At 49.5% G+C, this 14,182-nt stretch carries 9 protein-coding genes; 5 read left to right on the top strand and 4 right to left on the bottom strand.

Features of this window, described 5'->3' with window-relative positions:
- Positions 1 to 102: 102 nt before the first annotated feature.
- Complete coding sequence (locus tag D0Y50_RS18760) at positions 103 to 1,554, bottom strand: M20/M25/M40 family metallo-hydrolase (protein WP_117318425.1); 1,452 nt, start codon at positions 1,552 to 1,554, stop codon at positions 103 to 105.
- Positions 1,555 to 1,713: 159 nt separating this feature from the next.
- Between D0Y50_RS18760 and D0Y50_RS18755 the strand changes: the two genes are divergently transcribed.
- Positions 1,714 to 2,904: an MFS transporter gene (locus D0Y50_RS18755; RefSeq protein WP_108568685.1), complete on the top strand. Its 1,191-nt coding sequence runs from the start codon at positions 1,714 to 1,716 to the stop codon at positions 2,902 to 2,904.
- A gap of 37 nt (positions 2,905 to 2,941) precedes the next feature.
- Here D0Y50_RS18755 and D0Y50_RS18750 read toward each other — a convergent pair whose 3' ends face one another.
- On the bottom strand, positions 2,942 to 3,973 hold the full coding sequence (locus tag D0Y50_RS18750) for a LacI family DNA-binding transcriptional regulator (RefSeq protein ID WP_108568686.1): 1,032 nt from the start codon (positions 3,971 to 3,973) through the stop codon (positions 2,942 to 2,944).
- Positions 3,974 to 4,409: 436 nt separating this feature from the next.
- Here D0Y50_RS18750 and D0Y50_RS18740 point away from each other — a divergent pair, with 436 nt between their 5' ends.
- From D0Y50_RS18740 to D0Y50_RS18725, 4 genes are all read left to right on the top strand, one after another.
- A complete protein-coding gene (locus D0Y50_RS18740) occupies positions 4,410 to 7,313 on the top strand; it encodes a TonB-dependent receptor (protein ID WP_108568688.1) in 2,904 nt (967 codons plus the stop codon).
- Positions 7,314 to 7,397: 84 nt separating this feature from the next.
- Positions 7,398 to 9,044: a glucoamylase family protein gene (locus tag D0Y50_RS18735; RefSeq protein ID WP_232366309.1), complete on the top strand. Its 1,647-nt coding sequence runs from the start codon at positions 7,398 to 7,400 to the stop codon at positions 9,042 to 9,044.
- A gap of 146 nt (positions 9,045 to 9,190) precedes the next feature.
- Complete coding sequence (locus D0Y50_RS18730) at positions 9,191 to 10,549, top strand: YcjX family protein (protein ID WP_117318423.1); 1,359 nt, start codon at positions 9,191 to 9,193, stop codon at positions 10,547 to 10,549.
- Complete coding sequence (locus D0Y50_RS18725; RefSeq protein ID WP_117318421.1) at positions 10,546 to 11,439, top strand: YcjF family protein; 894 nt, start codon at positions 10,546 to 10,548, stop codon at positions 11,437 to 11,439. The genes D0Y50_RS18730 and D0Y50_RS18725 overlap by 4 nt, the downstream gene beginning before the upstream one ends.
- On the opposite strand, the gene D0Y50_RS18720 is transcribed toward D0Y50_RS18725, so the two are convergent.
- Together D0Y50_RS18720 and D0Y50_RS18715 are read right to left on the bottom strand one after the other, a co-directional pair.
- Positions 11,436 to 12,662, bottom strand: a complete 1,227-nt coding sequence (locus D0Y50_RS18720) for a threonine/serine exporter family protein (RefSeq protein WP_117318419.1) — start codon at positions 12,660 to 12,662, stop codon at positions 11,436 to 11,438. The two genes, D0Y50_RS18725 and D0Y50_RS18720, sit on opposite strands and share 4 nt — an antisense overlap.
- A 169-nt stretch (positions 12,663 to 12,831) precedes the next feature.
- Complete coding sequence (locus D0Y50_RS18715; RefSeq protein WP_108568692.1) at positions 12,832 to 14,127, bottom strand: cation:proton antiporter; 1,296 nt, start codon at positions 14,125 to 14,127, stop codon at positions 12,832 to 12,834.
- Between the last annotated feature and the right edge of the window lie 55 nt (positions 14,128 to 14,182).

Here is a 14,182-nt window from a genome sequence, read left to right as displayed (position 1 = left end):
AACATGCCGTGGCCTCTGTTAGCTATCGACTCCAGTGTTTATAATTATCGTATGTTACTGTAACAGTGCTCATCGTCGCCGGTACCCAGCCACTATTTTTGACTATAGCTGTTGAAGCAGATGACTATAGAAAGTAACTGCGCTACGCATATTCTGATGGCTGACATGCTCATCCATACCGTGAAAACCAGCTAAGTCTTCAGGGGTAATTACCATTGGCGTAAAGCGGTAGGATTGGGTAATGGTAGAATAATAATGGCTATCAGTAGCGGCAATAGTCAGGCCCGGGGTAATGATAGCGCGGGGGAAGACCTGGGCTGTAGCATTCTGTAATGCCGTAAATCCTGGACCGTCCGCCTTGGCAATAGTAGAAGGTTCAAACGCTTCTTCAATGTTAATGGTAATCAATTCGTCATTTACTGCCTGCGTCACCCACCGCACTACGCTGTCGACGGAGTCACGGGGGTGAAGCCTGAAATTAATTTTCGCCGTGGCAGTATCGGGTAAAACATTGGCTTTTATACTGCCTTTTAACATAGTGGCGGCGGTAGTGGTTCGCAGCATCGCATTACCGCTGGCACCATTACTCACCACGTGTTCAATTACGGGTTTAAATAGCCAGGTATTGGCGAACAAGAACCGTTTAGAAAAATCCATATGCTGGGCAATATTGGAATACATCGTGGCGGTGACTCCTTCAAGCGCGCCGGGTACCGGTGCTTGTTGGACATTGATAATTGCTTGCGCTAAACGCGTTACCGCGGTTTCGCTAGGAGGCATAGAGCTATGACCACCTTCACCTTTAGCCACCAGCTCCAAGGTTAAGAAGCCTTTCTCTGCTACATTAATGCTGGCCACCGGTTTGTCGATACCCGGTACCAAGCCAGCCAACACAAACGACCCCTCGTCCAGCGACCAGGCCAGCTTAATTTGTTTTTGCCTGAAATAATCAGTGACCGCGTTTGCGCCCCGTTCACCACCGACTTCCTCATCATGGGTTAGCGCGATGTATACATCTGCGCCAGGCGTAGAATGATTTTTGATGGCGTGCTCTACACTTTCCATCAAGGCCACTACTGAACCCTTATCGTCAAGCGCTCCGCGCCCCCATACTGCCTGTTCGGTGACCGTCCCGGCAAAAGGGGGATATTGCCACTGACTGAGTGTGTCAGGGTTAACCGGCACTACATCATAATGCGCCGAAAGCAGCACGGGCTGGGCGGATTTATCGCTACCGGGCCAGCGATAAAGTAACGTAAATTCATTGAGGCGGGTAAGCTGGGCGTGTTGATGCACCAATGGATAACTGGATTGTAGCCACTTACCAAAGGCCGTAAAGGCAGCCCGGGTTTGGGAGTCAGGTTCTTCGGTAGATAATGTTTTTATTTGTATGGCTTCGGATAGATGCGCGAGAACCTGGGGAAGCTCGGGTACTGAGACTTGGCGGGTGGTAACGGTATCGGTTGCCTCCGGCGTAAATAAGAATGTCCGTATAAGCATGATCAGCAATAAACCGATAAACCCCAATACAATCCCTGTTCCAAACTTTTTCACAACGTATTCCTAAACAGTTACGGCGGCAACGCCCATGCCAATATCCAATAAACTAACCTGTTTGACAGTATTTGCAATGGCTAAACGTAAAGGGGGTGTGAATTATCAATCGGTAACTATACACTGCCATTATGTTGTAGCCGTACTGTGTCCAGCGTAATGCAATCTATTGAAAATAAACCTGTTCCCTATACCCGCTTGTCTGCCTATTATTTTTTTGGCTGCGCCTTGTACGGAGCAATGTTGCCTTACTGGATTTTATGGATGCGGGATAAAGGGTATAGCGCGGTAGAAATTGGTAGCGTGACTTCCGCCCAGATTATTATGACGGTGGTGGGCACGTACGTGTTCGGCGCTTTGAGCGACAAGACAGGCAAACCGCTAACGATGGTAAGAATTGGCGTGTTACTTGCGGTAATGGTTTTTGCCGCTATTTTTTGGGCTGCCGATCACTATCTGGGAGTCATGCTGATACTGGCTGGTAGTAGCTTTTTCTGGCAAGGCGTCAACGCGCAGTTTGAAGTTATCACTTTACGGCATCTTGGCCGGTTCAAAGCTAATTACAGTTTAATCCGACTGGTTGGTTCGGTGGGCTTTGTACTGAGTGTCTGGGGTACGGGACACCTTCTGGAGTGGGCGAGCATCGACTTACTGCCCGCTATTATTTTGCTGTTAATGGTTTTGCTGCTGGGTATGGCATTGGTTAATTACGGCGGCGAGGTCAGGCTGAGCGCTTCGCAGCCACCCGCTTTATTGCCGCATTTAGCCCAGCCACTGGTGGTCATGGCCATCGCTATCTTTTTTCTGTCTAATCTGAGCCACGGCAGCTATTACGGTTTCTTCAGTCTTTATTTGGAAGAACAGGGCTATAGCCAGGGCGCAATTGGCAATTTATGGTCAGTGGCAGTGGTATTTGAACTGGCCATGTTTGCCTTAATGCCACTGATGCTCAGGCACTTCAGCTATAGTCATATTTTGTTAATCAGCCTCACTATGACGGTGCTTCGATGGGCGGTCATGGCAGGAGAACCCCAATCGTGGTGGGCATTAGCCTTTATACAGGTATTACACGGTTTTTCTTTTAGCTGGGTTCACAGCGTGGGTATCTTGCTGTTTAAGCAATTGTTTAGCGGCGCCCTTGAAGGGCGGGGGCAGGCATTATTTGCCGGCGGCTGTGCAGCTGCCGGCCAGGCTGTAGGTATTGCGCTGGCTGGCTATCTTTGGCACCTGGGGCCGGCGCTTACCTTTATCATAAGCGCACTGGCTGCGCTGGTCGCGCTTATAGTTACTGTCTTGCTCATCACTGGGCGGACGGGACAGCGGTTGCAGTCCCTTACCCGCCAGGTCTAGTGCACTCCTTGGCCCCGCTTTTCTATCCAGGGACAGACTAAGCTGGCTTACCGGTGCTTTTACGTATAATCAGCCGATGGGCCAGCACATTTTCATTACTAGGGGGGCGCTCGCCTTCAATCAGGTCTATCAGTAAGGTTGCAGCAGTGCTACCGATTTGTTCCAGTGGTTGTGCCACCGTCGTTAAGGGCGGAGAGGTATATTCGCCCAAAGCTATACCATCCACGCTGATCACAGAAATGTCCTGCGGCACCTGATAACCTAACTCCCGCAGTGCATGCAATGCCCCAAACGCGGCCAGATCGCCAAAGCAGAAAATCGCGGTTGGTCGTTCGCGCCACTGCATCAGGGCGCGGGCGCCCAGATCACCTGACGCCATTGAATAGTCGCCGTGGTAAACCCAATTGGTGTTAACCGTTAACTGCTGTTGTTGTAATGCATCAGTGAAGCCCCGCATACGCTGATCGCTACTATCCAGTCCACCCGGACCGGCCAATGCGGCAATGCGGGTATGCCCCAGGTTCAATAAATGTTCCGTAGCTTGTTTGCCAATTTGATAATTATTCACGCCCACTTTAATAATTTCTGGCAGGTCGCAAAATTCTGATGCATTCACAATGGGTGGTAAACGGCGCACATCGCCCCCCACGCTGGCTAAATCAAATGGGATACGGGCTGAATTGGTAATAATGCCATCTACCTGCCGGGTATGCACCATTGCGGCGAAGGTGCGTTCCAGGTCAGGATTGTCCTGAGTATCGTTCAAAATAACCGAATAACCCCGCCGCATTGCGGTTTGTTCAATACTTCGCACCACTGGCGCAAAATAGGGATTAGTAATATCGGGTAGCATCACGGCGATATGTTTGGAGCGACCCTGTCGCAGACTTGAGGCCAGCTTGTTCGGGGTATAGCCCAGTTCCGCTACGACCTCCAACACCTTATCCCGTGTTTTAGCAGACACCCGCTGCGGATTGTTCAGAGCCCGCGATACGGTGGCTTTGCAAACCCCGGCACGGCGGGCAATATCTTGCATTGCCACTGCATCGTTAAGGCTTTTTACTGCCATATTTGCCTCTTGTTCATATTCATAAACGTGGATGCCACGCACCCCGCTAAAGCATTAACAGGCATGATAGTGGAAATCGGTTTCATTGGCCATAGTTCGGATATTCTCTTTTTTTCATAAATGTAAAAATATTTAGTTAAATACAAAAAATTTATTGATTTTTTAGCGCCATTTCTAAATTTATAACTAACTGATAAATAAAGAATGTAACCCATTTCATCAAACCAGATAACCCATATATTCAATTTTGCCAATAAAACGTTAATGGTTTGTTATTGACTTTGCACTTTAGTCTAATTACATTAATTTGGAAATCGGTTTCATCGAGCAGGCGTTAAGATCTGCTAATAAAAACAAATAACCAACGTTGTGGCATGTCGCCTGTAAAACCACGCAATAGTGGGGTAGCAGCGCCACAAGGACACTGGAGATACAGATGAAAACAAGTTCTGCGTGGCTCAAAAGAAGTGCATTAACCTTAGCTCTTGCCACCGCTGGGGTGGCGAGTATTCCGGCCTATGGGCAAATAGAGGGGGCTACCCTACGCGGTAAACTCAGCGCGCCCGCTGCCCCCCAGGGTAAGCAAGTTACCGCCAAAGACAGCAAGCGTGGTTACGTTAGCAAAACCACTACCCGCAAAGACGGTTCCTATGTTTTTGTAGGCTTGAAGCCGGGAACTTATGAAGTATCAGTAGATGGACAAACAGAAACCATAACGCTACGGGTAGGGCAAACCGCTAAGCTCAACTTTGGTTTAGACGAGCAGGCCCCGGATAGCGTAGAGCGCATTACTGTCTCGGGCTCAAGAATTCAAAACTTCACTGGCGGTGAAGTTGGTACCAATATTACCCCTGAGTTAATGAAGCGCCTGCCCCAGAACAACCGAAACTTTCTGGCATTTGCTGATCTCGCACCAGGCGTACAGGTTAATACCGGTGCCGATGGCAGCGTTAGCTTACGCGGTGGGGCTCAGCACCAGCGTAACGTTAACGTATTTTTAGATGGCGTCAGTCAAAAAGACTATGTGCTTAAAGGTGGGGTAACCGGACAGGACTCCAGCCGCGGCAACCCGTTCCCGCAAAGCGCCATTGGTGAATACAAAGTCATCACGCAGAACTATAAAGCAGAATACGATCAGGTTGGCAGTACAGCAATTACTGCGGTTAGCCGATCTGGTACCAATGAGTTTGAAGGCGAAGTGTTCGTCGATTATACCGACGAGGGGCTGCGCGAAGCAGAACCTAATGAAGTGAACGGTAAATCACCGTCTATGATTCGACATACCGGCGTAACGCTGGCTGGCCCAATATTAAAAGACAAGGTGCATTTCCTTGCCGCATTTGAACGCAAAACCATCGACCAACCCTTTGATGTGAACGGCGGCAATGGTATTGATTTTGTTTCGGTACCCAGCGAATACGCCCAGCAATTAGGTCGGTTTACTTCTGGCTTTGAAGAAGATCTGTTTTTCGGCAAGCTCGACTGGAGAATAAGCCAGGACCAGGCGCTTGAGCTGTCGGCCAAAATACGTGACGAGTCGGATGTTTCCGGGTTTGGTGGCGCCAGTGTAATGTCTTACGGGGTAAACCGTGAGGTTGAAGACAATCGCTACCATTTAAAGCACACGTTTACCCAAGATGCCTGGCAAAACGAATTCAGAATGACGTATGAAGACTCATCCTGGAGCCCACGGCCGGTCTCGCTGGAGCCAGGTATTGTGCTACAAACTGCCGCGCAGGAAAGCATATTGAACCTGGGCGGTGGCCGGGATTTTCAGGATAAAGGACAAAAGGGCTGGGGTATTCAAAACGATTTTACCTGGTTGGATCTGCAATGGCATGGTTACCATGTCATCAAAGCTGGCTTTAAATACAAAGATATTGAGCTGCGCACGTTACAACAGCAACCTTACAATCCTCAATATTACTACAATGTGGAATTTAATGGCCCAGGCGCCTTCGATGTGGTGCAGCCTTACCGAGTAGAGTGGGGCGTTCCGGCTACCGGTTCGGTCGGCGGAGCTGTCGTCGCCGATACCCGCCAGTTTGGTATTTACCTGCAGGATGACTGGGAGGTAACTGATCGGCTGACCCTTAACATTGGGGTACGCTGGGATTATGAAGAATTTCCTTCCTATAAAGATTTTGAAACACCGCCAGATTTGGTCGAGGCGCTCCGCGATTGGCCAAATATTGAAAATGCTAATTATGCTATAGAAGACTACATCAGCACCGGCAGTGAACGGGACTACTTCACCGGCGCCTGGCAGCCTCGCCTGGGCTTTAGCTATATTATGGATGACGCTGAAAACCATATGCTGTTTGGTGGGTATGGCCGCTCCTACGATCGCAACCAGTTCGATTTTTTACAGCTCGAGCAAAGTGCCGGCTCGTTTGCTGCGGTAAGCTATTTGTTTGAAGGTGACGCGGCTAACCCTTGTGACTCTGCCTCACCTTCTTGTCTGGCTTGGGATCCATCTTATTTAACCCAGCAGGGGCTGGATGGACTGATTAGCAATATCGATGTGAAAGGTGAGCGCTTTTTATTAAAAAACGATATGGAAGTGCCGTATTCAGACCAGTTTAGTATCGGTGTACGCAGCTTCTGGGGTGATTGGAACTCTGAGCTCAGCATTGCTCATATAAAAAGCAAAAACGGCTTCAATTGGGTACTGGGTAATCGTCGCGAAGATGGCAGTTTCTTTGAACCGGGCACCGATTGGGGCTCGCCGTGGGGCTTTGGCGTACCAGGGTGGGGTAATTTATTGCTGGCTGAAAATGACGGCCAGACCCGGGCTAACAATGTTTACTTCAAACTTAACCGGGGCTTCAAAGATGGATGGAGCGTTAATCTAGCCTACACGTTCACCGATGCCGAAGAAAACCGTATCTATAACGAAGTGTTCGCATTGGATTATGAAACCGTTGATGACTACGGATGGAGCGACGCCTCTGGTGTGTCTGACCACCGCGTAGTTATTACCGGCTCCTATGACCTGCCCTGGAATATCATTGCTACGGGTAAGTTTACCTGGTCATCTCCCCGCACTTACCAAAACCTGGTATGTGCAGACGATAGCTGTAGCTATCAACGCACCCAGCCAGAAGACAGTGATTATCACCGGTTTGACTTAGCCTTAAGCAAAGACTTTGCCACTGACTACATCATGAATGGCTCCACATTCTGGGTCCGCTTTGATGTTCAGAATTTATTTAACGCCACCAATTACCGCGATTTTTATCTTGACCCTAATCAGGATAATTTCGAGCAGGCTAATCTGAACAGTTCCACCGAAGGAGGCAAGCGTCAGCTTAAATTGTCAGCGGGCTGGCAATTCTAAGATGGGGCTGACCCTCATTACATTCTAAAGTTGTCTGGCCGGGCGCCAGACAACACTCTGTTTACCCAATAAAAGTCGATAATTATGTTTAAACCACTCCTCAAAGCACTAACCCTGTTTGTTTTTACCATGTCCGGTGCGTGGGCGCAGGGCGAGTTCGAACTGACTGGCTACGATAGTCATATAGAGTTGGCCTGGCCAAAACTGCATAGTGAAGGCAATCAATATCAGGTAGAAGCCAGCCTGGATGGCGAGAACTGGGAGCATAGGCTGACCACCCATGATACCCGGGTTTTGGATTTTGTGCGGGAAATGGGCAGCAACATTTCTTTGCAGTATCGCTTAAAGTTATTACAGGACAATGCCCCCGCCAAGGTGATTGCCACCGGCTCTGCACAAATCCGCGACTTCAGCGACGATGAACTTATGGATATGGTGCAAAAGTACACGTTCAGGTATTTCTGGGAATATGCTGAGCCGCAGACCGGGTGGGCACGAGAACGTAAGCCACGTTTGCCCACTGTTGATATTGTAACCTCCGGCGGGACCGGTTTCGGGATTGCTGCAATTATCACCGGCGCACAGCGCGGCTGGATCACCCGGGCCCAAGCGATAGGGCGGATTACCAAAATAACCGACACCCTGGACAGGCTGGAACGTTTTCATGGTATGTGGGCGCATTGGTACGATGCAGATACCGGCGAGGTGTTTAACTTCAGCTCGTTTGACGATGGCGGTGACATCGTTGAGTCGGCCTTTATGGCGCAGGGGTTATTGACCGCGCGTGAATACTTCAATCAGCAAACACCGGAAGAAACCGCTTTGCGTAATACCATCACCCGCTTGTGGGAAGGCATGGAGTGGGACTGGTACACCAAGGGAGAGAATGTACTGTACTGGCACTGGTCGAAAAACTATGACTGGATGATGAATCATAAAATTACCGGTTATAACGAAGCGCTGATTGTGTACATCCTGGCCGCGTCGTCACCCACCCATCCTATTTCGGCTGAGGTTTACCATGAAGGCTGGGCCAGTTGGGAGGCTGATACTTTCAGAAATTATCAGGATTATTACGGTATGGCATTGCCGTTGGGACAGCACCTTACCAAAGGTGGCCCGCTCTTTTTTGCCCACTACAGCTTTATGGGGCTTGATCCTCGAGGCCTGCGTGATGATTACGCGAATTACTGGGAACAAAACAAGCGCCATACCCTTATAAACCGGGCCTATTGTATCGATAACCCATACGGCTGGCAGGGCTATGGCGAGCAGCTTTGGGGGCTTTCTGCTGGCGACATGGTACCGGCTGGCTATACTGCCCATGCCCCCGGTGCCCAGCGCGACCACGGGACCATACAACCTACTGCGGCACTATCTTCCATGCCCTATACGCCCAGTGAATCCTTATCAGTACTGCGCAATTTATACCGTAATTACGGCAAACATCTGTTTGGCGAAATGGGTTTTTATGATGGGCTTAACCCCAGCGTATCGCAAGACCCTCAACAGCAGGTTCGGTATACCTATCTGGCCATCGATCAGGGCCCCATAGTAGGCATGATTGAAAACCATCGCAGCGGTTTATTGTGGCAGGCGTTTATGGCGAACTCAGAAGTCCTTGCCGGCTTACGTAAGCTGGGCTTCTCTATTGATCAGCGCCAGATTCCCGAGCTGGCTGCCAGTGAAAATGAAGAGTACGTATTCTCGCCTACCCCGGCCCCCCAGTAACAGGCTAAATGCAGCCGGTTTGCCCGTTTTAGTAATGTGTATGAACGGGTAAGCCGGCTCCTTAGATGTAACAAAGTTTGTAATAGTATTGAAATCGCCAGCAATAAGGCCACATCATAAAGAACAGGTTTTAGCCCGAGGCGACTTTGATACAACAATGGTTTACGCCTGCCCAGCATAATCACTGGGCAAATTGGTTTTTAAAAGAACGTCACCGATTTTCCATTACCGGCTTAAGCCGTAGTGGGAAATCTATGCTGTTTACCAGCCTAATGACAATGCTTAAATACCGCAGTGAAGGGCAATACGAATGTCTGCCGTTGCTCGAACATTTGCCGATGAATTTGGTTGAGCATATGTGGGTAGAACCTATTGACGGGTTTAACATGTTCCCGGTGGAAGAGCACCTCGAAACATTGCACCAGGGGCAATGGCCCACTCCAACCGAAGATGTATATGGCTTTAAATTGGTTATTCGATTAAAGCAGATCAGTGGGGTTAAGAAGTACTTACTACCGTATACCGACGTTGTTTTTGAGTTTATCGATTATCCTGGTGAGTGGCTAACCGATTTGCCGCTGTTGAATCGGGAGTACGCCCAGTGGTCTGACTCTTCCTGGGCGCAACAAATGAACCGTCCGCAGCGCGATTATGCCCATGCCTGGCATCAAGGCGTAGAAGCATTTGATTTTGACGCCGCGCCCACTTCGCAAAATGTAGCTACACTGGTGGGTTTGTACCGTAACTACTTAAAGCATGCCAAAGACAATGGCATAACGTTGCTGCAACCGGGCAGTTTTTTGCTGGGAAATAACAGCTATGACTGGCAACAGCACGGATTTACCCCCTTACCGTCTAGCGTCAGCAGTGATATTACGCACCCGTGGACGGTACTGTTTAGCAACAATTTCAAACATTTTCAGCAGCATTGGTTGCAACCGCTTAAACGTAAAACCTTTCGGCAGGCTGATAAGCAAATTGTTCTAATCGACCTGTTTGAAGGGCTAAACCACAGTAAACAGCATCTTTATCAGCTTAAAGAAACCATGAGCCATTTGGCGGAAACCTTCACCTACGGCGATGATTCGTGGGTAGCTCGCCATGTGCTACGCCAGCAAAACATCAGTAAAGTTGCGTTTGTTGCTGCCAAAGCCGATTTAATTCCTCAGGCCCATCGTGAACCCTTACTGAGGCTGTTGAAACAGGTGACCGCTGGCGCAGTAGCGCGGTTTGCCGATAAACCTGTCACATTTGAACACTTTCTGGTTAGCGCCATTCAGGCTACCGATCCAGGTAGCAGTGCGACCAGTTTGCGCTATCGGAATGCCGACAATAAGTATCTTGAAGCCGACTTCGACCCTTTACCTGAAAGCATTGCTGCGATGTCGGCTGATGAGCACTTTCCGGTGTTACCAGCAAAGGTGCCTGAAGATTATTTGCCGCGTATATTGAATGGCCGCGGCTTGGACCGGCTATTCCAGTTTCTGTTAGGACCATCATCATGAACGAACCAGTTGAAGGGTATAAAGCAAAGATAACTCAGCGCGAAGTAAGTGAGGCACCGCCCACCCAGGTTATGCCCCAAAAGGTAAATACTGAGCGCTGGCAAGCCCAACAGCAGCGCGCCCGTCTGTCGCTATTTACTATGACCTTACTATTAGGAGTGATGACCTATCTTGCGTTCAGTATTGTAGAAGCAACCCGTTATTTGCTTGAGCGCTTTGCCAGCGCGCCAATCAGTACGGTGGTATTGGCAGGCTTACTGAGCTTGTTTACGTTCTGCTTAGTCTGGTTAATCGGCCGTGAGGTTCGCGGCTTTACCGCTGTGAACCAGTATCTGGAAAAGAGTGTGGTAGTAGAAACGTTGGAAAAGCAGCCGCCCGCCATGGTTATCCAGGCATTGGACAAACATGCAGCGACGTTTTCCAAGGGCAGTTTTGCCGCCCACCAGTATCGTCAGTTTAAGCAAACCCGCAGCGCTGATATGAGCGCAGCGGAACTCATTCGGCTATACCAGCGTACGGTTACCGAACCGGTCGCTCAAAAAGCGCATAGTGTGGTAAAAAGCGAATCGCTGATCAGTGGAAGTTTGGCATTTGTGAGCCCCAATCATCTCATTCAAACGCTGACCATTTTATGGATAAGCCTGAGGACAGTGCGCCGGGTAGCCCAGGTATTTGGTTTGCGCCCTGCTACCGCAGGGAACTGGAAACTGCTTACCTTGTTAGCCCAAAATCTTGCTGCGCAAAGCATTTTCGACCTGGCCACGGATGAGATTGCGAATCAAATTAGTGGTTCGCTTACCGCCCGCTTTGTGGAAAATTCCGCCGAGGCCGTCGCCGCGGGTGCACTTAATGTCCGGTTGGGTAGAACGCTTATTCGCTTACTGCGTTAAAGGGCCTTTTTCGTTGGCATCACCACATTGGCAAAAATAAGGCCGGCCACCAAGGACATAAATATCAGAAACACTTCCTGGCCAATGTGATCGGCCTGAACGAAATTTTTGCCTGAAATAAACGAGTTCAAACCAATATAGGTTTTAGAGCCAGGCACCAGCACAATTAAGCCGTGCATACTTACAATCGTGGCAGGTTGGTTAGCGATACGGGTAAACAGGTTAGAAAATATACCTAACACAAAGGCGCCAATAAAGGTGGCCAGGGTTTGGTCCATCAGTAACGATGAGCCCACAGTGGCGCCATAAGCCACAAAAGATGACGCTATTCCCCATACAATATGTTTGGGACGGGTACGAAAAATAGCGACCAAGGCAATACTCAGTAATAGTACTGATAACCAGGTCGCCCAGTAAGGCAACGATACGGCAGGTTGGTATTGGTTCTCGCCAAACAGGGTAAAGCCGATGGCGACACCTAAGAAAGCCCCAAAGTACAGTTTAAATAACTGCATCAGTGCATCCATGATGCGGGCGGTGCCTGACACCATATTGCGGGAGGCTAATTCAGCCAGGCCCATAGTCAGAGCAAGGCCCGGCACCAGAATAATTACCGAAGACAGAACAATGAGCGGGATGTTGATACCTGGGTCCAGATAACGGCTAATAGCGCAGGCCAGCAAGCCTGAACCAAACGAGGTCACCGGCTCCAGCATCAGATTCACACGCTTTGAGCGGGTTGCCCAGACCGCCCAGATATAGGTTACCAGGCCCAGTACACCTGACCACATGATCTCATTTACACTGGCCCCCATCAACATAGCAAAAGCACTGGTAGCCAGCCCAAATGCCACCAGCGTAATTAGCTTACCGTACAGGCTGGGCATAGCATCAATCTCGTCCAGCTGCTGGTCAGCTTCACTCAACGTAAGCTGGCCGTTAAGTAACTGCATAGCCAGTTCATCGGTGCGCGACAGGGCGTTAAGGTCAAGATCTCCCGGTTGCAGACGAGCCGCAGAGTTGTATTCCTCTTCGTGCTTATCGCTCCACAATACAAAGGTAAGTGAGGTGGGAGTGGAAATAAAAGACGCCCGCACGCCAAGGTAGGTAGCGACTTCGGTCAGATAGGCTTCAAGCCGGAACGCAGGGGTACCATAACGGTGTAACATCTTGCCCAGCTTAACAATAAATTTGCGTATCTGGATAAATTCACGGGTGTCCACAACCTACTCACAATGCCAGGCTCCTAGTTTAGAAGCGATTAAAAATCAGGCGGATTGTAGGGGTAATAGTAAACAATAACAATGCACAAATTTACTATTTTTGGGTTAGTTTTTATAATCTGTTAACGGCAGGTAAACCAATGGATTCAGCCTGCCGCAAAGACCCAAACTACTGCACGTCTTTGTCATCAGATAGCTGGTGAGCAGCTTTTTCCTCGGCTTTGCGCAGCATAACCGGTGCCATCACCCCATGAATTACAATCGACAATAGAATAGTAAACATTACGGCCGACCACAGCGCCGTCGTATCTCCAAATTCGCCATGGTTTTCGCCATAGGTTAGATAATACAGCGAACCCACCCCGCGCACCCCCAGAAACGCCATGGTAAATTTGCCGTAAAGGGGCAGCTTGCAAGCGGCTAATCCCATTAAACCAGCGAGGGGACGAATCAAAAACACCACACATATGCCTAACAAAGCACCGGACCAGGTAAGCGCATCTAAAATGCCGTTTGCCAGGTACGCGCCCAGTATAAGTAAAAACACAATCAACATGACGCGTTCTACCTGCTCCAGAAAATGGTGGGAAAACGCGTGATAATCGTGGTCAGGCTGGGCTTGTTTAGCCACCACTGCAGAGATAAATACCGCCAGAAAGCCGTAACCGTGAATGATCTCCGCCAGCGCATAGGCACAAAAAATGGCGCCCAGTCCCACCACACCTTCACTGGTGTAAGACATGGGTTTCTTTTTCGCATGCTCAGTCTGTTCGCCTTTTGCTAAATAGGTAAACACATACCATCCACCCAGCTTACCGACCAGCAAACCGGCGCCGACCCCGGCCGCTACTCGCCAGACAAGATCTTCAAGTAACCAATGGGTGGCCCAGCTTCCCATCGCAGTCATGCCGATAGCAGCAATGCCTAAGTGAACAAACGGAAACGCCAGCCCGTCGTTTGCCCCGGCCTCTACGGTAAGATTAAACCGAATATCGTGTCTTTCCGCTTCCTCGCCCGGAGGCCCTACCTGTACAGAACTGGCCAGTACGGGGTCGGTGGGGCTAAGTACTGCACCCAGAAAAATAGCCGAAGCCACTGTCAGGCCCATAAAATACCAGCCGAACAATGCCACCATAATAATGCTCAGCGGCATGGTTATGAGTAGCAGGGGCCACACCTGGTTCCAGCAGCGCCATGAAAAGGGCCGATCAATGGCTATCCCCGCAGCGCTCAATGAAGCAATCACTAAAAATTCGGTAAGGTATTCAGCGCCGGTAGCATGAGCAGTATTATTTGCCAAGTCGATGGCAGGCAGGTTAATGGGCAGGCTAAACACCCCCCAGCCGATTAAAATGTAAATAAGTGGGAAAGGAATCAGTGTATTCACTAATCGCCGCTGTACGCCCACCGCAACAAGCAGACTTAGCCCAATAAGAAGATAAATATAAATTCTGCTTTCTGCCATGTACGCATCCCGGCAAGGTTAAAATTAATTCATAAAACACCCGTGTTAAATGATT

The sequence above is a fragment of the Salinimonas sediminis genome (genome assembly GCF_003429285.1).
GTDB lineage: Bacteria > Pseudomonadota > Gammaproteobacteria > Enterobacterales > Alteromonadaceae > Alteromonas > Alteromonas indica.
The sequence above is the reverse complement of the archived record's forward strand: the minus strand, read 5'-3'. Positions and strand labels throughout refer to the sequence as shown.